This is a genomic window from Moorena sp. SIO1F2 (assembly GCF_010672755.1).
In the GTDB taxonomy this organism is placed as follows: domain Bacteria; phylum Cyanobacteriota; class Cyanobacteriia; order Cyanobacteriales; family Coleofasciculaceae; genus Moorena.
In genome coordinates, this window is record NZ_JAAHFV010000074.1 from 1 (window position 1) to 21,084 (window position 21,084).

At 43.6% G+C, this 21,084-nt stretch carries 18 protein-coding genes; 10 read left to right on the forward strand and 8 right to left on the reverse strand.

The window, feature by feature from the left end; translation table 11 throughout:
• Positions 1-204: 204 nt before the first annotated feature.
• From F6J94_RS11865 to rpmG, 3 genes are all read right to left on the reverse strand, one after another.
• Positions 205-2,262 (reverse strand): ribonuclease catalytic domain-containing protein, encoded by a 2,058-nt coding sequence (locus F6J94_RS11865; RefSeq protein ID WP_293040090.1) that lies wholly within the window; start codon positions 2,260-2,262, stop codon positions 205-207.
• Positions 2,263-2,630: 368 nt separating this feature from the next.
• The gene (gene rpsR / locus F6J94_RS11870) at positions 2,631-2,846 is read right to left on the reverse strand and encodes a 30S ribosomal protein S18 (protein WP_008191262.1); all 216 of its coding nucleotides are present in this window, start codon (positions 2,844-2,846) and stop codon (positions 2,631-2,633) included.
• A gap of 121 nt (positions 2,847-2,967) precedes the next feature.
• Complete coding sequence (gene rpmG, locus F6J94_RS11875) at positions 2,968-3,162, reverse strand: 50S ribosomal protein L33 (RefSeq protein ID WP_293020919.1); 195 nt, start codon at positions 3,160-3,162, stop codon at positions 2,968-2,970.
• 696 nt (positions 3,163-3,858) lie between these two features.
• On the opposite strand from rpmG, the gene F6J94_RS11880 reads away from it, so the two are divergent.
• From F6J94_RS11880 to F6J94_RS11890, 3 genes are all read left to right on the forward strand, one after another.
• Positions 3,859-4,389, forward strand: a complete 531-nt coding sequence (locus F6J94_RS11880) for a thylakoid membrane photosystem I accumulation factor (protein ID WP_293020920.1) — start codon at positions 3,859-3,861, stop codon at positions 4,387-4,389.
• 162 nt (positions 4,390-4,551) lie between these two features.
• A complete protein-coding gene (locus tag F6J94_RS11885; protein ID WP_293040092.1) occupies positions 4,552-5,160 on the forward strand; it encodes a hypothetical protein in 609 nt (202 codons plus the stop codon).
• 71 nt (positions 5,161-5,231) lie between these two features.
• The gene (locus F6J94_RS11890) at positions 5,232-5,465 is read left to right on the forward strand and encodes a hypothetical protein (protein WP_008182312.1); all 234 of its coding nucleotides are present in this window, start codon (positions 5,232-5,234) and stop codon (positions 5,463-5,465) included.
• 86 nt (positions 5,466-5,551) lie between these two features.
• Here F6J94_RS11890 and F6J94_RS11895 read toward each other — a convergent pair whose 3' ends face one another.
• The gene (locus F6J94_RS11895) at positions 5,552-6,424 is read right to left on the reverse strand and encodes a hypothetical protein (protein WP_293040094.1); all 873 of its coding nucleotides are present in this window, start codon (positions 6,422-6,424) and stop codon (positions 5,552-5,554) included.
• A gap of 482 nt (positions 6,425-6,906) precedes the next feature.
• Positions 6,907-7,035, reverse strand: a complete 129-nt coding sequence (locus tag F6J94_RS11900; protein WP_287266765.1) for a hypothetical protein — start codon at positions 7,033-7,035, stop codon at positions 6,907-6,909.
• On the opposite strand from F6J94_RS11900, the gene F6J94_RS11905 reads away from it, so the two are divergent.
• The 3 genes from F6J94_RS11905 to fmt all read left to right on the forward strand — a co-directional run bounded on the left by F6J94_RS11905 (position 7,022) and on the right by fmt (position 9,040).
• A complete protein-coding gene (locus tag F6J94_RS11905) occupies positions 7,022-7,765 on the forward strand; it encodes an OmpA family protein (protein ID WP_293040097.1) in 744 nt (247 codons plus the stop codon). The two genes, F6J94_RS11900 and F6J94_RS11905, sit on opposite strands and share 14 nt — an antisense overlap.
• Positions 7,766-7,876: 111 nt before the next feature.
• Positions 7,877-8,038 (forward strand): hypothetical protein, encoded by a 162-nt coding sequence (locus F6J94_RS11910; RefSeq protein WP_293040099.1) that lies wholly within the window; start codon positions 7,877-7,879, stop codon positions 8,036-8,038.
• Positions 8,039-9,040, forward strand: coding sequence for a methionyl-tRNA formyltransferase (gene fmt / locus F6J94_RS11915; RefSeq protein WP_293040101.1), 1,002 nt, complete (start codon positions 8,039-8,041; stop codon positions 9,038-9,040).
• Here fmt and F6J94_RS11920 read toward each other — a convergent pair whose 3' ends face one another.
• Together F6J94_RS11920 and F6J94_RS11925 are read right to left on the reverse strand one after the other, a co-directional pair.
• Positions 9,041-9,409, reverse strand: a complete 369-nt coding sequence (locus F6J94_RS11920; protein WP_293020932.1) for a DUF6464 family protein — start codon at positions 9,407-9,409, stop codon at positions 9,041-9,043.
• A gap of 323 nt (positions 9,410-9,732) precedes the next feature.
• Positions 9,733-9,882 (reverse strand): hypothetical protein, encoded by a 150-nt coding sequence (locus F6J94_RS11925; RefSeq protein WP_293040103.1) that lies wholly within the window; start codon positions 9,880-9,882, stop codon positions 9,733-9,735.
• Positions 9,883-10,023: 141 nt separating this feature from the next.
• Between F6J94_RS11925 and F6J94_RS11930 the strand changes: the two genes are divergently transcribed.
• Both F6J94_RS11930 and F6J94_RS11935 read left to right on the forward strand, forming a co-directional pair.
• The gene (locus tag F6J94_RS11930; RefSeq protein ID WP_293040105.1) at positions 10,024-10,161 is read left to right on the forward strand and encodes a hypothetical protein; all 138 of its coding nucleotides are present in this window, start codon (positions 10,024-10,026) and stop codon (positions 10,159-10,161) included.
• Positions 10,158-12,380: a Na-K-Cl cotransporter gene (locus F6J94_RS11935; RefSeq protein ID WP_293040107.1), complete on the forward strand. Its 2,223-nt coding sequence runs from the start codon at positions 10,158-10,160 to the stop codon at positions 12,378-12,380. The genes F6J94_RS11930 and F6J94_RS11935 overlap by 4 nt, the downstream gene beginning before the upstream one ends.
• Before the next feature lie 285 nt (positions 12,381-12,665).
• On the opposite strand, the gene F6J94_RS11940 is transcribed toward F6J94_RS11935, so the two are convergent.
• Positions 12,666-13,115 carry a response regulator gene (locus F6J94_RS11940; protein ID WP_293040109.1) on the reverse strand — a complete coding sequence of 150 codons (450 nt, stop codon included), beginning with the start codon at positions 13,113-13,115 and terminating at the stop codon, positions 12,666-12,668.
• A 608-nt stretch (positions 13,116-13,723) separates the two neighbouring features.
• On the opposite strand from F6J94_RS11940, the gene uvrB reads away from it, so the two are divergent.
• Entirely contained in the window at positions 13,724-15,724 is a 2,001-nt protein-coding gene (gene uvrB / locus F6J94_RS11945; RefSeq protein ID WP_293040113.1) for an excinuclease ABC subunit UvrB, read from the forward strand.
• A 387-nt stretch (positions 15,725-16,111) separates the two neighbouring features.
• Positions 16,112-20,479: a CHAT domain-containing protein gene (locus F6J94_RS11950; RefSeq protein ID WP_293040111.1), complete on the forward strand. Its 4,368-nt coding sequence runs from the start codon at positions 16,112-16,114 to the stop codon at positions 20,477-20,479.
• Positions 20,480-21,084 lie beyond the last annotated feature (605 nt).

The following is a 21,084-nucleotide window of genomic DNA, read 5'->3' on the forward strand; positions in this document are numbered from 1 at the left end:
TGGTGATTTGGTGTTTTAATCTCTTGTACTTATGTCGAGACATCAAAGCAAGCTTTCCAGTTTTACAGTAGAAGTGAATTTCCAACTGGTAAGTAGGTTGACATACTTACATAACACTATTAAATAACACTGTTAAATAACACTATATGATGTTTCGTCACATCATTAACTGCTTACATCCGAGCCTTATAAAAGGACAGAGATTTACGCTAACCTGTTCACAGCAGAAGCTGAGCCATCTTCTAGCTTTGAGTTAAAAGCAAGCTGAGCCTCTGAGTTCGCTAGTTCTTGAAAATGAATAACTTCTTTACGGGGATCAGCGTGACTGACTTTAACGTGTAAGCGATCGCCTAATTGAACCGAACGCTGGAAACGCATGGGCAATTCTAGACCTAACTCTTCTAGGAGAATGTTGCCCTTATTCTCGTTTTCTCGCCACCAACTGAGTACTAATACTTGCCAAACCTGATTCGGGTTACGCCGCAAATATTCCAATCCCCAATATTTGTTGGTATCACGTTCTACTTCACTAGCGTCCTTAGCTGTTCTGGTTACACTCTGCATCGTTTCGAGCAAATGTTCAGCTTCAAAGGGTAGGGGGTCACCCCGTAGATGAGCTTTCAGCTGGAAATGAGTCATTAAGTCAGTGTAGCGGCGGATGGGAGAGGTTACCTGGGTGTAAGTTTCCAAAGCCAAACTAGCGTGGCGTGTTGGGGTAATGCTCATTTCACTTCTAGGCATACACCGACGCATGGCACAGAACCGCACTGGACCGGCTGGCAATAGCAGCAGTTCTTCTTGGGAGGGAAGTTCTGGCTGGGGTTGTCCTCGGAATGGTAGGGGAATTTGGTGCAGTTGACCATAGCGTCCAGCCACTTCACCTGCCAGAATCATCATTTCTGCCACCATTTGCCGTGATGGTGAATCTTCTAACACCTCAATGGTAATTTGCTCATCATTTCCCACCTTGATTACCGACTCTGGCATATGGATACTAATCGCCCCTTGAGACTTGCGCCACTTTTGCCGACGCACAGCCGAGTTAGCGATCGCAAACAGTTCTGTTTCTGCCTGTACCCCTAACTGCAACATTTCATCTACATCTTCATAAGTCAGGCGATAGGTGGGTTTAATCAAGCTGGGGCGAATCTGATAGTCATAGATGGCACCATCTTCATCCAATATCACGCCAAAACTGAGTGCGCCACAGACTTGACCTTGAACCAAACTCATTGGACCAGTTGCCAGTTCCGATGGGAACATGGGAATCATGCCTGTGGGTAGATATATGGTGGTACTACGCCGTCGTGCTTCTAGGTCAAGGTTATCCCCTGGCATTAACAAGCGAGTTGGGTCAGCGATGTGAATCCACAGACGCTGAGTGCCATCCTCTAGATCTTCAATACTCAACCCATCATCTATTTCTTGGGTACTTTCATCATCTATGGTGTAGAGTTTCAGATGAGTTAAATCCAAACGATCTGAATCTGGGTCAGTAGGAGGATTTGCCAGGTATTGCTGGGTCAATTCAAGTACCTCACGACGAAATTGAGTTGGGATTTTATGACGCAGCAAGTGCTTCTGGTGAGGACGCCACAAACCCAGATTTACCAACAAATCGAAGGCATTTTCTGGATTTTGATGGCGTTTTAGTGCTTCCAGAGTTTCCTGAACTGCACGAGAGGGTTTATCTGGTTCACTAACGAACCGTTCTAGAGCATCAAAGCGAGTGCGATCGCTATCAAGCCACTCTACTTGCTCACCCCCTAGCTTTTGCTGTACTCGCTTCAAAAATTCTTCTTGTTCCTGGTGCTTTGATTGAGCCGCTGCCAGTTGATGCTTGATTTCAGCCACCATGCTAGCGGAGCGGGGTTCATAGGTTTGTGCCTTTTGTTTAAAATAGATTTTGTCTTCAAAGAGAATACAGTGTGCAGCATAGCACTGGGGTGGACTTTGCTCAGAAAATAATAACTGTGCCATGTCAGCACAGGTAACCGCCTCTCCTTCTTCCACCAGTAATTCCCAGGCTAATTCTAAGCTATCTGGGTCTAGATACGGTTGTACTCGAGCAAGAAACTCTGGTATTTCTGATGGCTTATAAGTAGAATCCGCCACTGTGTAGGTGACTTGTCGAGGATGGAGCTTGTGCAGTTTCCCCCGTTGATCCAAAGCAATCAAGTGGTTCTTGCCCTCTGGACGATCGACAACGGCGAGATGGCGTTCTCCTTGTAAGCGAAATTCGATTAGTGTTCCCTTTTCCACCAGTTCTGATAACCCGGGTAGCGTTTACCAAATCCACCTCCCCCCAGTCTATCCTGTGTTGTTGAGATGCCCAACTCAGCAGAGGGGGTCAAGTCTAAAGTCTGAAGTCTGAAGTCTGAAGTCTGAAGTTGTCAGCGCTCAGTGGTCAGCGCTCAGTGGTCAGTGTAACTCCTGGTTGAGTCGCAAGTTTTTAGTTAACCATGTCAGCCATGCAGAGCGCGAGTGGCCTCCCCATGAGGCCACTGCATCCCACGCCTGAGCCATCGATCACCCCATTTCATCCTTCATACTTCATCCTTCATCCTTATTATTTGATATTTCATTCTTCACACGGGAAATATCCCAGAGGAAGACCGTGATTGTTCACCTTAACCTTCTTTATTAATATAGGGTAGCAAAGCCAAGAACCTTGCTCGCTTAATGGCTGTGGTTAGCTTTCGTTGTTGTTGAGTCGTTAGATTAGTAATGCGGCGGGGTAAAATTTTTCCCCGTTCAGTGATAAACTTGCGCAGCAACTCAACATCTTTATAGTCAATCGGTTCATCGGGTTTGATCGGAGAGAGACGTTTACGAAAGTAAGTCATGATTGGTTGTGATTGGTGATTGGTTATTTGGGTTACTGGTTAATGATTATAGTCATTTGTTCTTTGTCAATAGTCCATTTTGAATTAAAAAATTCAATTCACAAATGACCAAGGACCAAATCTACTTGATTTCTTTGTGAATTGTGTGCCTGTTGCAATTGGGGCAAAATTTCTTCAGTTCCAGACGTGATGTTGTGTTACGGCGATTCTTCCTAGTGGTATAGCGGGAAACACCAGCCGAACGCTTATTGGAGTTACTGCGACATTCCGTACATTCTAGAGTAATAACGATTCGGACACCTTTCTTACTTGCCATAGTTTTTTTTCTAAGAACTCAAATATTACAATTAAACACAATTTACTATTATCTCATGGGATGCCCCAGTCTATCAAGTAGATGCAAAATTTCTCAAGTCTCGGGAAAAACCTCACGCCTTGTTGACACGATCATAGTGCAGCGCGATCTCGTCAGTGGCTAGGGGATCCCACGGCAGTATCCTTGAAATGGCTTTAGATAGACCAATTTTTCAGCCAATCCGAAGCGCTTTAGTGCAGCGAAGCCAAGCATGGCCTAGCATTTTGTTAGAGTCAGTAACCGGTGCAAGGGTAACGAATCTAACCTCAAGAATCAAGATAACCGAAACCCCACTACCCTAAACTCTGAGCCTGATTGGTGTATAATACCACGACTCCCGTAACTAGCCAGGCCAACAGGACGATAAGCATCACCGAACAGATAAAAGCCAAGAGGATCTGTTCTAAGCAGTGAGCTGACCAGCCTAAGTCTAGTTATCCTACTAGTAGTGCAGCCAATATGCCTGCACTACGGTTCACAACTGAATTACAATTGCTATAGTGATTGTTGCGATTTTTGAAACCCTTGGACTTGGATTCACCTTGGATTTGAGATAAGGGCTAATAATTCGGTATGATAGACGGTTTAGGAAGATTCGGATACAGGACTATTAAATATAGTTGCTGTGTAAGGTGTAGATTTGTTTCCAAATGCCTATTGATTCTGGTCGGCTTACTGAGCTGCTGGTATCTACTGGGAACACCATCAGCATTAGCAAGTTTCGATGATGACAGCTTTGATGGTAATATTTTTGCTCTGTATGCTGGGAATGGCTCTATAGTCCCACCACGAATTACCTTAGAAGATTCTTTGCGCAGGAAAAAGCCAGCTTTGTTGGTGTTCTACGTAGATGACAGTAGGGATTGCAAGCTATATTCTGTGACTATCTCTAAGTTACAGGAGCCTTATGGTAGGGCAGCGAGTTTTATTCCAGTCAACATCGACACTTTGTTAGCCGATGCTACCTATACACCCACAGAAGCGGGATACTACTACCAAGATTTAATTCCCCAGACAGTACTGATTGACCAAAATGCAGAGGTAGTACTCAACGAAATTGGACAAGTTCCTTATGAACAGATAGATGATGTGTTTCGGGAAGTGTTTAACTTACTACCCCGTTCAGAATCTGTAGAGTTAAAGCTGCGCACTGTCAATGATATAAATGCTCAGTTAACATCAGAGTGATTTAATTGGCTTAGTGCGGTAGACCTCCATCCAATCAAACTCCCACAACGTAACATGAACAAAATTGTTTTAGTCATGAGTGAACTGCCATTGGCGTTTACCCTATTTTTTTGTCACGTTTACGGGTTAAGCTATTTGTAAGTACAGTTAACATCCGTGCTGATGTCCAAGGTTTACAGCACACAGGAGCTAATCGAAATTTTGGCTCAAGAACGTCGTTCGTGCATTAATGGGCAACGTCTTAATCTGGCAGCTTCGGTGTCTGGTAACCCTGTGATTGATCGCTTTCTGAAACCGGAGGGAATTCAAAAGTTCAGTGCTTATAACGACTTTAAAGCCGCAGTTCACAGCTACCAACGGCAACACCAAGTTTCAGGCATTATTTGGCGCGAACTGACTATGAAAGGAAAGACTCTACGTTATCCTGCTATTGACGAGCAGTTAGCCGCCCTAGAGAGTGACCTGAAAATCATTAAAGCTGCCAAAGCTGACCTGTTCGAGTTTTGGCATAGAGGCATCCAAGGTATGGACTTATACCTAAGTATTAATTTTGGTAAAGACTATCAAAAAATTATGCCCAATGATGTAAAAGAGGTCGCCCAGAAAACGGAATGGGCAAATCTCTATGAATATAAGAATTACAACTTTTGGGAAATTATATTGCAGCTAGGTTGGGGGAAACCTGAGGAAGCATCCTATAAACGGGGATGGCCGACATCAGGAAGTGAGTACATTCATGCAGTTAATCCAGGCAAGCGCCCAATTTGTTGACCGCTATCCCCAGGTCGATGGGTTGTGGGGTGCATAAAGCAGTATTATAAATAAACGAGGAGCGGTCAAACATGAAGGAACAAACTATTAATCAAGTTATTGATCAACAAATAGAAGAATTGGACTATTCAATTCGACAGGAATTAACCAAGCTTGGCAATCAAGCCGCAAAGATGGGTTTAATTGGTGGACATGGTTATTACTTAGGAAGGTACGAAATCCTATGCAAAGGTCAAATCTTCACTCTTTCACCAGAAGAAGCTTACTCTTACCTAAAAAAATTGGTAGCACAACACCAAAGATAATTGGTAAACTATGAAGTGTGAAGGATGAAGGATGAATTATGAAAATTTATCCTTCATCCTTCATCCTTATCCTTAATACTTGGGCATTACCAGCGTGCCTGGGAACCAGACCAAATGTGTTCTACTGATTCACCATAAACCATAGGTTCATCCTCAAAGGTAAGAGCAGTGTAACCATTGGGTTCAACAGACCACATTGGCCAATACTCATTGCCCAACTCACCAGCCTGAAATAGCACTTGATTTGGATTAGCTTGACTCCAGCCTAGCAACAGTGCATTAGTATAATGAATGCGCTTAGGAGCCAAGGTGGTGACAGTATTTTGGTTCCGATCCCAAATTACTGCGTAATCAGAACCACCTGAGGTATTAAAAAAACCTTCAAATTGTCGCCCTAGAAGGCGATCGCTTGATTCTGTCCAAGACACGGGAATCAGAATAGCGATTGCGCCGCTTAATTTATCATCATTATGATGGTTAGCTAAGGGAGAAGATGCAGTGATGATGCGCAAATGTCCAGTCTGCAAATTTTCTAGGAACATTACACTACTGATGCGGCTGCGGTATAGTTCCGGCTGTCCTTGTAGTTGAATGCGACTATAGGCAGCATACTTGCCATCAGGAGACACTAGTGATTGGCTGCGATAGTACCTAAACCCAAAACTCTGATTAGCAACCAGTTCAGCATGGGTTTCCAAGACCCAATTCCAAGGAATAGGATAAGGGCTATTGAGTGGGTCACTCTGAACGTATGGTTCGGTTAGATCAGGTTTGATAGCTTCTGTTACTTCCCTTAAAGGCTGGGAAGATAGCACCGATGATTGACTGGCTACTAAGGATTCATTAGCCTTGGCTTTCTCGGCATATAGGCTAGATGTTATCAACATCAAAGTTGCTAACAACAGTCCTAGTGGTTTATTTTTAAGCCATCCTGCTAAACTCAATTGCCTTTTCAACATTGATTGGTTTTTCAGTTACTAATTAGCGTTTCTAGTTAGAGGAGCAACCCCAAGAAACTAGAATATAGTTCCTTAAATTTAAATTTAAAAGGTTAAAAAGTGATCAACTACCCCGTCCGACCCTGAATTACGAACCGGGTTTCTTACACTTCGACTCAGTCAGTTGGCTAAACCCTCCACTATCAAGCTACCGAAGGCAGACAAAGAAAATAAGCCAGGGAAAAATAAAAAATTAACACTCTTTCCTTCCCCTAAGAGGTCTTGGCTGAAGTGGGTAGCCCTCACACAAAAGTTGTCAGGCTTGACATTGGAATTAACTGGTTGGTTTGGAGGTTTTAGTGTTATGATAGCCATTTGGAATTCAACCTTGTTTTTTTGAATTCTTCTATAATGTAAAATACCTGCGCTTGACCCCTAACGGAGTACAATTGGAGCATCCTGCCTCATTATGTTGAAGGAGATCTAACAAAATTCGGTGTGACTCAACCCGCTACTTCCAACACCAATACCAGACCTGAAACCTCAATAAGTATACTGAACTGCCTACTAATCTTAATTTTCAGGCTACTACTGCTAGGCGTAGGGAGTGGCTTGGCCGTGATATTTGGCATTGTTGTTGCCAATGCTTACCCTAACCCGAATCCAGAAAAACCCCTGATCTTAAAATTACTGGAGCATCTGGATAACAAGCGAGAATCAACGTTTCTCAATTTTAGTTCAATTCGGGAACCAACGGAAGCCAATCCACTAAAACAATTGACACCGGTTCAAAGAGTCCAGGTCAAAGCTCAGCTAAGTGATTTAGACAAGCGACTGAAGAGATTGAGTGAGGACGTGACAATGTTGGAAACTCAATTGGGAACCTCGGGAGGGAATGAATCTGTTGAAAGGCGCATCCAAGGGATCACTTTGCTTCTGAAGGAACCATCGACTTCAAGTAGCAATGCTGCATTAGTTGGTAATAGCAATGGTAATCGACTAGCTGCCTCGGCTGCCGATAAGTTGAAAGTCACATTGCCCAGTGATATTTTATTTCAGGAAAGTAAAAGTACGTTACGTCCAGAAGCAGGTTTGATCCTAGACAAAATTGTCACAGATTTGCAAGCCTATCCCAGTAGTACAATCCGGATTGCTATCCACACCGACAACCCCCGCGAAGCCAAAGAGAATCGAAACCTTTCATTTAAGCGTGCCAAAGCAGTTCAGCAGTATCTTAGTAGCGCTTTAGACGATCCATACCGTTGGCTGATTATTGGCTACGGAGAAACTCGTCCTCTGGTCGCTAATGATACTGAGGTTAATCAGCAACGTAATCGTCGGGTGGAAATTGCTGTGGATTAGTTATTAGTTATAAGGTTAGAAGGTTATTTGGTTGAAAGTTATTTGGTTGTTTCCCTTGGGCGTCCCTTGTAGGGTAGGTTGAAGATTAGAGCCTTAACAACTCAAATCTGGATGTATAACCAGCTAACCTTCAACCAGCTAACCTTCAACCAGCTAACCTTCAACCAGCTAACCTTCAACCAGCTAACCTTCAACCAGCTAACTTTCAACCAGCTAACCTTGGCCAAAAGGCCACGCTACGCGAACAACCCATTAGTCATTGGTAATTTCTAGATGCGAGTTGTATTCTTTGGTACTCCCCAATTTGCTCTACCTTGTTTGGAAGGTTTGTTGAACCATCCTGAATTTGAGGTGGTGGGTGTGGTAACTCAGCCAGATAAGCGTCGAGGACGTGGTAACCAGCTGATTCCTTCCCCAGTGAAATCAATAGCATTAGCACATAAACTACCAGTTTGGCAACCGCAGCGCCTGAAAAAGCATAGGGAAACCCTAACTCAGCTAAGGCAGGTAAAGGCTGATGCTTTTGTCGTGGTTGCCTATGGGCAGATTCTCTCCCAAGAGATTCTGGATATGCCTACGGGAGGTTGTATCAATGTACATGGCTCAATTTTGCCTAAGTATAGGGGAGCAGCTCCGATCCAGTGGTGTCTTTATAATGGTGAAGCCCAAACGGGCATCACAACGATGTTGATGGATGCTGGCATGGATACTGGAGCAATGCTCTTGAAAGCGTATACACCAATCAGACTATTGGATACTGCCGAGCATTTGGCACAAACTCTGAGTAATTTGGGAGCTGATTTGTTGATTGAAACTCTCCTGAAGCGAGAGTTACAGCAAATCCAACCAATTCCTCAAGATGACTCTGAGGCTACCTATGCACCACTGATTCAAAAGTCAGATTATGGCCTAGATTGGTCACGGTCTAACTTGGAGTTACACAATCAGATCCGGGGATTTTTCCCGAACTGCGTCACCTCATTTCGGGGTAAATCTCTGAAAATCAGTGCCACTGTTCCCTTAGATTCGGCTTACTTATCCGAGTTGCCTTCACAGTTAAAAATGCGATCGCAGGAGTGGTCTACTCTTGATGTTGGTTCAGGTCGTCCTGGAGAAGTTGTAAAGATTGCGAAGGGAATCGGTCCAATTATTCAAACTGGAAAGGGACTGTTGTTGTTGCAGCAAGTGCAATTAGCTGGCAAACGTGCTCAATCGGCTTGGGATTTTGCCAATGGTATGCGTTTAGAAGTAGGAGAAGTTCTAGGTAATGGTTAGTTAGTTAGTTGCGGTTTTCAAGGGTTCGTAAAAGCGGCAAGAATCACATGGTCCGTCTGGATTGACTGCACAACGAATCAATTCAGAGTGAGCATTGAAATAACAGCTGGCATCCCCAATCACCCAACGCCCCTGGAGCAGGCTTTTTTCACTAGGGTGTCCAGAAGACTGCACATACAGAGCAATTTTATGCAAACGATAGCGCCCTGACTTAAGACAGTAGCGGTGGCGGCGCTCTAAAACTGTGTAGGTTTTACCTTTAAAGTCGAGATAGTTACCGGGTTGAGGTATCCAATCCAGTTGAACATTGCCAATGGTCTGAAGCGGGTGCGTCAAAATTAACTCCGTGGGTAGAGAATCAGGCTCCATAGTGCTTATTGTTAATCACGCTACATTTGGATGGTATCGCAGGCTGTGGGCTGACTATCTAGCCCAACAGAATTCTACATAGAATTGTCTGGTTAAGTACAACACACTGGCGCTCTTCTTGAAGACTGGATTGATCAACGAAGTGATTAACCGAACTTGATATTACCGATATTGAATAATTGGTCATTGAGCAAAAAATGCCTTAAATTCGTGATTGGGGTGCATAAAGTTGGGAATGCGCGCAAGTTAATTCTGTAGTCAGCTTAAAAGACTGTCAGATTAAAAGACTATCGTTTCTGTTCTCTTCGTTTCATTAGCAGTTTCTACTTGTTTGCCCAAAACCCCATGACAGCAGTTAGTCCTGTGGTGTGAAATTCATCCAATGTTGAACCAAAAGCCCAGGCTACCAACGTTGTAACATCCTTGAGTTCCAATGTCGGTGGCTTGGGGGTAGAACTGGTGGAGTTGTTCATGGACCTGGATCAATTCACCAACTGACATTGTCTGCCAAGGACTTGAAAAATTTTCCAGCTATACCCCCATCAAAAATGCATTTACAACAAAGAACAAAGTATGAACATCTCTGGTATTTTACCGAGGACTAACGCACTTGCTTGCCTCGACGGCTTTTTCAAGTCAGAAACCCATGGGCGTTTCGCCGACAACAAAGGAATGAAAATCTCTCTTCCCTATTCCCTATTCCCTATATTCAGATTAGCTTAATGCACTATATTCGTGTTTTAGATATATGAAGTTATTCTTTGGTCGCCGCTCATCTCCTGTTGTCGAGCCTACTCAGGAAAAAACTTCAGGTTTGGGAACATTCGGTGGGGTCTATACTCCGTCGATTCTCACCATCCTGGGGGTTATTATGTACCTGCGCTTTGGTTGGGTACTTGGTAATGTTGGTTTAGTGGGTACCCTCATCATTGTTACCCTCTCCACCAGTATTACCTTTTTGACGGCTCTGTCTATTTCTGCGATCGCAACTGACCGCATTGTTAGGGCTGGTGGTGCCTATTACATGATTAGCCGTTCCCTAGGAATTGAAACTGGCGGTGCCGTAGGAATTCCCCTTTACTTTGCCCAAGCTCTCTCAGTCGCCTTATACACTATTGGTTTTGCCGAGAGCGTAGTTAAGACCTTTCCCCACCTCAACCAGCTTTATGTAGCGCTAATTACTACTATTTTAGTGGCAATACTGGCTTTGACTTCCGCTAGCCTCGCCATCCGCATTCAATACTTTATTATGGCTGCGATAGTGCTATCCCTGATTGCTCTATTCGTCGGTAACCATGATTACCCTTATGATGTAGCTAATATTGAGCTGTGGGTGACCTCCAAAGAATCCTTCTGGGGTGTCTTTGCTGTGTTCTTCCCTGCCGTGACCGGTATCATGGCTGGGGTGAATATGTCCGGTGATCTACGCAACCCGATCCGCGCCATTCCCATCGGTACTCTGGCAGCTGTAGGTACAGGATATGCCGTTTATATGATCGTACCAATTATTCTATCGATGCGGGTAGGGGGAGATGCCCTAATTGCCAATCCTTTGATTATGACGCAGATGGCATTTTGGGGTCCGGCAATCCTACTCGGGGTATGGGGTGCTACTCTCAGCAGTGCCTTAGGGAGTATTCTAGGGGCTCCCCGGATTTTACAGGCACTAGCTAGAGATGGAGTATTACCCCGTTGGATGCGATTTCTAGGTACGGGTAGTGGACGAGATGATGAACCACGGATTGGCACCGCTGTAACCTTGGGAATAGCTACTGCTGCAGTTTGCCTTGGTCAATTAGATATCATTGCACCAGTGCTAAGTATGTTCTTTCTGACCACCTATCTGGTGTTGAATGTAGCAGCTGCCATTGAGGGCTTTTTGCAAAGTCCTTCGTTCCGACCCTCCTTTAAAGTTAACTGGTTTCTGTCACTGTTAGGGGCATTGGGTTGCCTGATCGTAATGTTTTTGATCAATGCCTTTGCCACAGTGGCAGCAGCTGTTATTGTCTTGGGGGTTTACCTTTGGCTACAGCAGCGGGAACTGCGCACGGCTTGGGGGGATGTACGCCGGGGTATTTGGATGGCACTATTGCGCACTGGTATTTTTCAGATTAGTCATCACCCTGATCCGAAAAACTGGCGACCCCACATCTTGGTGCTTTCGGGAGCTCCCACTAAACGATGGTCTTTGATAGAGTTAGCCGATGCTCTGACCCATAATCGCGGTTTAGTGACCGTTTCGAGTATTTTACCCAGTAGTTCCCATAGTGTTGCTAAGCAGGCAAAGTTAGAACAAACCATCAGTGAGTATCTCGAACGGCGCAGTGTACAAGCTCTAGTGCGCTTGGTAACAGCACCGGATCCCTTTACCGGAGCCCGGCAACTGGTGGAAACTTACGGTATAGGACCACTAGTGCCCAATACAGTTTTACTCGGGGATAACGAAACCCTTAGCCGCCGCCAGCCTTACTGTCGCTTGATTACTCACATACACCAGGCAAAGCGTAATGTAGTGATTCTGCGGGAAAATCGGGAGCAGGGTTTCGGTAGTCGTCAACGGATTGATGTTTGGTGGGGCGGTAAGCAAGCCAATGGTAGCCTGATGTTGCTCCTCGCCTATCTATTGCGCAGCGACCTGAAGTGGCAAAATGCTGAGATTTACCTCAAGTTGGTGCTTCCTAATGAAATAGCAGCTCAAGCAGCACGGGCAAACCTAAGTAATTGGGTGAAACAGTTGCGGATGGGGGTTATTTGTCAGGTGCTCGTTTCCGAAGGGCGTTCTTTTAATACTATTCTTCATGAGTCATCGGCTGATGCTGACTTAATCTTTATGGGTATGGCTACACCAGACGATAAGTTTACTCAATATTACGAAAGTTTACAGCTAAAAACTGCTGGTCTTCCTACCATTGTCTTTGTACTGGCTGCCCCTGGGTTTGCTTTCCATGAAGTTCTCAGTGAAGATTTGTAGTATACCAACAGCAATTTAAATTTGTTAATTGCCAATTGACTATTACTATCAAGTCCGGTTAATCACTTATCAAAGCGATGCAGCGCGGTCTTGGGGAGGCAGCGCGGTCTTGGGGGTTTCCCCCATGAGCGACTGCCGTGGTTTCCCCCATGAGCGACTGCATCAAGACATAGTCTTGGGATTTTTGGTAATGGGTAATAGGTAATTGGTAATCATCAACTACCAATTACCTATTACCCATTACCTATTACCAGATACAAACGCTATACCATGAATTGGAAATGCTTAATTTTTTGGTGGCAGTTTAACAATACTTAGCCAGAAATTTTCAATTGACTTCAATACTTTGACAAACTGCTCTAATTCAAGGGGCTTAGTGACGTAGGCATTGGCGTTTAGCTTGTAGCTTGTGATGATGTCCTGGTCAGAATCTGAGGAGGTGAGAATAATCACGGGAATCAGACTCAATTTTGGATCAGATTTGATCTGTGCTAACACTTCACGACCATCCATCACTGGTAGATTCAAATCCAGCAAAATTACGTCGGGACGGGGTGCCTTAGTATAAGGGGACTCTCGACGTAGAAATGCCATAGCTTCCTTACCATTGCTAAACGTCTGCAGATTGTTGCGAATATTGCTATTTTTTAAAGTAGCTTTGGTCAGGTCTACGTCACCATGATTGTCTTCCACTAGCAATATTTCAATCCGCTGACTAGCATTTATATAGTTCATAATTACTAAAAAATAGTTTTTTATGTTGAGATTAAATTAATCAAAATACCTTGATTTTAGACTTGATTTTTTCTAAAATTAATACCACATATACTTATCGATATTCATTGGTTCGTTATCAGGTTTAATCGTTACTCATAATACCCTTCGTTATTATAGATTAACCATTACCAAATTTGATAATTAATATGTGGATAATTTTTATAAACTTAATAAGTGCGAATAGATTCAATATTTTTAATCCTAAATTAATAAGTATTGGTTCAAAAAAGCTTAGCTGATTAAGGAGAAGATAAAAATGCTCTCCACTTAAAGACGGGAGAGTCGATGGTAAATGATAAACGGTGATGGCTATAAAATTGGTATAATTACCCATTAATCATTACCCATGACCTATTATCCTTTATCCGTAACGATAACCCTTTAAGGGATTAGCAGTTAAGCAGATAGTTGTCATCCTACCCTCCGGATTTTGGGCAAGTATTAAAACTATCTCTTGACTTTGGGTAATAATCTATCCATCAGTACCTATAAATGTACAAAAATTATGATGAAATTATAGATAGTATTTTTACGGATTTTTTTTAGCTGTGCCAGAAGCGTCTAAGATGCTATTTAACCTCGAAGCCCCTTTTCAAGCAACAGGGGATCAACCCCAAGCTATTTCCCAACTCACCACTTACCTCAAGGCTGGCAACCGTATCCAAACTCTACTGGGTGCTACAGGAACAGGTAAGACTTTCTCCGTGGCATCGGTAATTGAAAAAGTCGGCAAACCTACCCTAGTACTTGCCCACAACAAAACCTTGGCTGCCCAGTTATGTAACGAATTGCGGGGGTTTTTTCCCCATAACGCGGTGGAGTATTTCATTTCCTACTATGATTACTACCAGCCGGAAGCTTATATCCCGGTCACTGACACGTACATCGAGAAAACCGCGTCAATTAATGATGAAATTGATATGCTGAGGCACTCAGCTACGCGATCGCTTTTTGAACGGCGGGATGTAATTGTGGTCGCTTCCATTAGCTGTATCTATGGCTTGGGTATCCCCTCAGAATACTTAAAAGCTTCGATTCCTCTGCGGGTAAATACCGAAGTTGACCAACGCCAACTCTTACGGGATTTAGTCTCAGTACAGTATTCCCGGAATGATTTAGAATTGGGACGCGGACGGTTCCGGGTGAAGGGGGATGTATTAGAAATTGGTCCGGCTTATGAAGACCGAATTATTCGGGTAGAATTCTTCGGAGATGAAATTGATGCTATTCACTACGTTGACCCAGTTAGCGGTGGAATTTTCCAAAGTGTAGAGGGAGTCAATATTTACCCTGCTCGTCACTTTGTTACTCCCGATGAACGGTTGGAAGAAGCTTGTAATGCTATTAAGGCAGAACTTGAGGAACGTTTGGCTCAATTGGAGCAAACTGGTAACTTGCTAGAAGCGCAACGGTTGGAACAGCGTACCCGCTATGATTTGGAAATGTTGCTCGAAATTGGTTACTGCAATGGTGTGGAAAACTATTCTCGTCACTTGGCTGGACGCCAGCTTGGGGAACCACCAGAGTGTTTGATTGATTATTTTCCCGAAGATTGGCTTTTGGTAGTGGATGAATCCCATGTTACGGTGCCGCAAATTCGGGGAATGTACAATGGCGATCGCGCTCGAAAGCAAGTGTTGATTGACCATGGCTTTCGCTTACCCAGTGCAGCAGATAATCGGCCCCTGAAGGCAGAGGAATTCTGGGCAAAGGTGAATCAGTGTATTTTTGTCTCTGCTACTCCTGGGGATTGGGAGATGGAACAATCTCAAGAACGAGTCGTGGAACAGATCATTCGTCCTACCGGAGTGCTTGACCCAGAAATCTTTGTTCGTCCTACAGCAGGTCAAGTAGATGATTTGTTGGCTGAGATTAAGCAGCGGGTGGATTGTCAGGAAAGGGTGCTGATAACAACCTTAACCAAGCGCATGGCTGAGGATTTGACAGACTATCTGCAAGAACGGGATATTCGAGTAAGCTACTTACACTCGGATATTAACTCTATTGAACGGATTGAAATCTTGCAGGCGTTGCGCCAGGGTGAATTTGATGTGTTGGTTGGAGTTAACTTGTTGCGAGAAGGGTTGGATTTGCCAGAAGTCTCTCTGGTAGCAATTTTGGATGCCGATAAGGAAGGGTTCCTCAGGGCAGAGCGATCGCTTATTCAAACTATAGGCAGAGCAGCACGTCATGTCCGAGGGCAAGCCATTATGTATGCTGATACCCTTACAAAAAGCATGAGAAAAGCGATTGATGAGACTAATCGCCGTCGTAAGATTCAAATTGAATATAATATCAATAATAACATTATACCACAGCCGATTCGCAAAACCGCCAATAATCCGATTTTGACATTTTTGGATGTCTCCCGACGGTTGAATTCCCAACAGTTGGAAGCGGTGTTTGAACAGGTGGATGATGTACCTTTGGAGAAGATTCCGGAGTTGATTAATCAGTTAGAAGAACAGATGAAGGAAGCAGCAAAGACCTTGGAATTTGAAACCGCAGCAAAGTTACGCGATCGCATTAAGCAGCTGCGGGATAAACTGCTAGGTAATCCAAGTTAACTAAGATTTTTTAGACTAACAGGAGTTGGAGGAATTATTGGTTTAGGGCTATTGAGGCAAGCAGACACGCCCTAGAGTATGTGTTTAAAGTAAATTATATATAGTTTAATATGTAAAGTCAAGTATGTAAAGTTTTGTGACAAAAACCAATACTCTGCATAAAAGGGAGGCATTAGCCCTGATAAATACATAGTTTAAAGGAAACTGAGATGATCGATATTTCTCTAAAATTAAATAAAGTGTCCTCATCCCAAGGGGGATTTCTCCCAAAGAATGAAGCAATAGAGCTTTGATACCAAATCCGCTCTAGTAACCCCCTGTTCAATCTAGGTCTACTTTCTTGAAAAGGGTGTATTCGACCCAGATTCCCTATGAATTATATAATTTATGAGACTAAAATTGAGCTGTCTTAACCTGTTGAGCCAGATCATGGGTAAGGGAAGATGGGCAGCAAGTAAGTTTTTCCTGCTTGTTTGTTCTTCAACCTATTTGAGCTGTTGCCCGTTGCCAACCCCTGTGCAGGCGCAACCGATAGTTGAAGCCAACGATGGTACTGGTACTGTTGTCAACCCTGAGGGTAACCAATTCAACATTGATGGCGGTAAGCTGTCGGGAGATGGTGCGAATCTCTTTCACAGCTTCCAGAAATTTGGTCTGAGTGAAGGTCAGATTGCCATCTTTCTCTCTCATCCTAATATCCAAAATATCCTAGGGCGAGTCACTGGTGGTGATGCTTCTGTAATTAATGGCTTAATCCAGGTTACAGGGGGTAATTCCAATTTATTCCTGATTAACCCCGCTGGGATTGTCTTTGGTGCTGGTGCCAGCATCGATCTACCTGCTTCTTTTACCGCCACCACTGCTACTGGTATTGGTTTTGATGGCGGCTGGTTTAACGCCATTGGTAGCAATGACTATGCTTCTTTGGTAGGCAAGCCCAATACTTTTGATTTTGCTGTTTCCCAACCAGGTGGGATCATCAATTTAGCTGATTTAGCAGTTAAAGAGGGGCAGAATTTAACCTTAGTAGGTGGTACTGTGATCAGTAATGGCACTCTTACTGCCCCTGGTGGTCAAGTTACTATTGAGGCTGTGCCTGGAGAAAATTTACTCCGTATTTCCCAGCCAGGTAATATTCTGAGTTTAGAAGTTTCCCCCTCTGCCACTGTTCCCTTCACTCCCCTTTCCCTACCCGAACTGCTGACAGTTGGCGGCGGTGATGCTACAGGAATTGAGGTAAATCGTGATGGTACAGTACAACTGATAGGTTCTGGTATCCAGGTGCAAGATGGTGATGTGGTGGTGCAGGATATAAGCGCTGGTAAGCAAGTAGTTATTGAAGCAAAAGGTAATATTCGGACAGCATCAATTACTTCGGATGGTGGAAGAATTTTCCTCAATAGTAGACAAGGAGGGATTGATACTAGTAGTGGCACGTTGGATTCAACGGCGATAAGTGGTGATAGTGGAAATATTGACCTGAAAGCAGAAGGTAATATCACTACCGGGAGTCTCAATGCTTCCAGTAATAATGGTGATGGTGGTGATATTAATGCCGTTAGCGATACAGGAAATATTGATACTAGTGCTGGGGTAGTTGATTCTTCCTCTGTGGAAGGTAAAGGAGGAGAGGTTCAATTATTCGCTACCGAGGGAAGTATTAATCCTGGCGATGTAGTAGTGCAGGATATCAGCGCTGGTCAGCAAGTAGTTATTGAAGCAGAAGGTAATATTCGGACAGCATCAATTACTTCGGATGGTGGAAGAATTTTCCTCAATAGTAGACAAGGAGGGATTGATACTAGTAGTGGCACGTTGGATTCAACGGCGGTAAGTGGTGATAGTGGAAATATTGACCTGAAAGCAGAAGGTAATATCACTACCGGGAGTCTCAATGCTTCCAGTAATAATGGTGATGGTGGTGATATTACTGCTGTTAGCGATACAGGAAATATTGATACTAGTGCTGGGGTAGTTGATTCTTCCTCTGTGGAAGGTAAAGGAGGAGAGGTTCAATTATTCGCTACAGAGGGAAGTATTAATGCTGGTGATATAAATGCTGCTAGTAGTAATGGTGAGAGTGGCAATGTTACTCTTGTTGCTGGTAGTGACATCAGTAAAGGAAATGTTACTGCTACTTCTACTATTATTTCCATTCTAGATTTCAGAAACCAGAATGTCTTTCCAAGGAGTGCAGAATCTCCAGTCCCAGTAGTACCTGAAGCTCCAGCGTTCCTGCCTATAGAGCCACCCATTATTGAACCTGCTTCAGTCATCGACCCAAATCCATTACCAACCCTACCACCACAACTACAGTCAGATTTTCCAGCACTACTACCGCCAGAACCTTCAACAACAGTAATTATTGAACCTGTAAATCCTGTAAATCCTGGAAATCCTCCCAATCCTTCCCCAGGAAAACCATCACCAAGGTCAGACAATCAAAACTCTGCCTTGCCAACCCAGGTTAATCGATCAGATTTGGCGGTCAATCAGAGCAAGAGGTCAAACAAGACTCAAGCAATTGAACTAGAACGACTGACAATCCTGGTACTGGAAATTACAGATTGTCTGGCAGAAGAACAATTGCTCATAAATCCTCAAGGATTTTCTATACAAGTTGCTGCCAAAGATTACACTAAAGCTGCCGAATGCTATCATAAAAACTTAGAATTTGCACGAAAAATTGGCGATCAATTGCGAGAAGCAAAAGCTTTACATAACCTCGGAGTAACTCACTATATTTTGGGAGACTATGGCAAAGCTATAGACTATCATAAGCAGCATTTTAATCTTGCCCAATCAGACCCAAATTTAAGAAGAAAACCACAAGCTTTTAGTGGTTTAGGAGCCGCTTATGGCGCAATAGGAAACTATGACAAAGCTATTGAATACTATAAACAGGGTCTAGAACTAGTAAACTCAACCAATGAGTCTGAGTGGAAAAGGAATATAGTAAGCAATCTCGGATTAGCTTACTACGCTAAAAAGGAATATACCAAAGCACTTGAATACCAAGAAAAAAGTTTAGCGATCGCTAAAACATCCGATAACCTACCTGGAAAGGCAAGAGCATTATCTAATTTGAGCTTGGTCTACTATACCCTGACCGACTATAACCAAGCAATTGAATACTCTCAGCAGAGTTTAGTGATCGCACAAAAACTGCAAGATAACTATGGAGAGTTAGTAGCCCTAGAAAATTTGGGAATAATTTACCATGCTCTAGAAGACTACAACCAAGCAGTAAACTACCAACGCCAGAGTTTAGAAATTGCCAAGCAACTAGGTGATCGCCACGCCAAGGGACGAGCTTTGAGTAACTTAGGTGATGCTCTCTATCAAGCCGGAAATCCTCAAGAAGCAAATGAGGCTCTCTTTGCTGCCATTGAAATTTGGGAGTCTTTGCGGTCAAACTTAGGCAGCAATGACCTTGAGAGAGTATCAATATTTGAAACTCATGAAACAACTTATAGCACTTTACAAGAGTATTTAGTAGAACGAAAACAATTCAATCAAGCCATAGAAATTACTGAAAGAGGACGAGCAAGAGCCTTTGTTGAACTATTAGCGAGAGGTTTATCAGAGTCTGAACCAAACCTCAAAAATCACAAACCGATTGCTCCTCCGAACATCAAACAAATTAAAAAAATTACTGAAAAACAAAACTCGACAATAGTTTTATACTCGATTATAAAAGAAGTTGTCGAAGCCCAAGGTGTGCGGCAACTTCAAGACAAGGAGCTTTATATTTGGGTAATTAAACCCACAGGTCAAATCGCTTTTCGTCAGGTTGATTTAACTAATATGGATACATCTCTGAAAGAATTGGTTGTTATCACTCGTAAATCCATTGTGTTCAGAAGAAGTCCATCCCTAGTTGATTTAGTTCCCAGAGAAAGATTGACTAAAACAGAGAGAGCTGGTCAAACTGAACGATTAAAACAACTGCATCAACTGCTCATTGAACCAATTGCCGAACTCTTACCTACTAATCCCGAAGCTCGTGTTACTTTTATTCCCCACGAATCTTTGTTTCTAGTACCTTTCCCAGCACTACAAGACGCTTCTGGTCAATACCTGATCGAAAAACATACTATGCTCACTGCTCCCTCTATTCAGGTGCTGGATTTAACTAACCAGCAACGGCAACTGGTTTCTGGAGAAGAGATGCTAGTAATTGGTAATCCCACTATGCCTCAAGGTTTGCCCCCTCTTCCTGGAACAGAAACAGAAGCGCTAGCGATCGCTGAGATGTTCAATACTCAAGCCCTGATTGGCAATCAAGCCACTAAGGCAGCAGTAGTTGAGCAAATGTCAAAGGCAAAGATCATACATCTAGCTACTCACGGCTTACTCAATGACTTCCAGGGATTAGGTTTACCAGGAGCGATCGCCCTTGCTCCGACTAAAACAGATAAAGGTTTTCTCAGCGCTAGTGAAATACTCGACCTCAAGCTTAGAGCTGAGTTAGTAGTTTTAAGCGCTTGCAACACTGGTAGAGGTAGAGTTACCAGTGATGGCGTGATTGGATTATCCCGTTCTTTAGTTGCTGCTGGTGTACCTAGTGTGGTTGTTTCCCTCTGGAAAGTACCTGATGACTCCACAGCTGACCTGATGATTGAATTCTATCGCCAGCTACAACAAACACCTGACAAAGCAGTTGCTCTGCGTCAAGCCATGCTTACGACTCTTAAACAGTACCCAAATCCAGTGGAATGGGCAGCTTTTACCCTGATTGGGGAAGCCGAGTAATCAAGAAGTTGCAGGAGTTCAGAATCACAGAGTTTAGGATTGCTATAGTTCCCTAAGGGTGATAAATCTATACACCTCACGGGGTGACAAGCTAATTGAAAATCTTACAGGGGTTAGGTTAATGGGGTTAGGTTTTAGGGAAAATCGTCATGGCGTAGTGGTTGATTAACACTATCTATGCAGTTGGATTGGTGAAAATTGCTTCAACTGCTCGGAATTACAACTTCACGAGTCGCTGTAATTTTCCCAACACCTAACACCGTGCCACCTAACACCTGCCTAGGTTTGAGCTTTGTTGTCACCCCTTGAGTCTATACACAATAATAAACCGATGAACACTGAGCTCCAATTTCCTTGGCAACAAGACGCAGTAATTCGCCAGAGCCAACGTCTAATCAATAGCTTTCATCATTGGACAGGGCGTTCTGTGATGTACCACACACTGACGCTACGCTTTCAGTGTGGGCTTCTGATGCTCATAAAGAGCGGTCAGAGCTTCCTGCGAGGTACTATTAGTAGTAGATTCAACAACTACAGGCTTCCCTCTACGGCGTTTTATAGTCGGGAACACATCCAGCCCGACTCGCAAAATGTTGATTGATGCG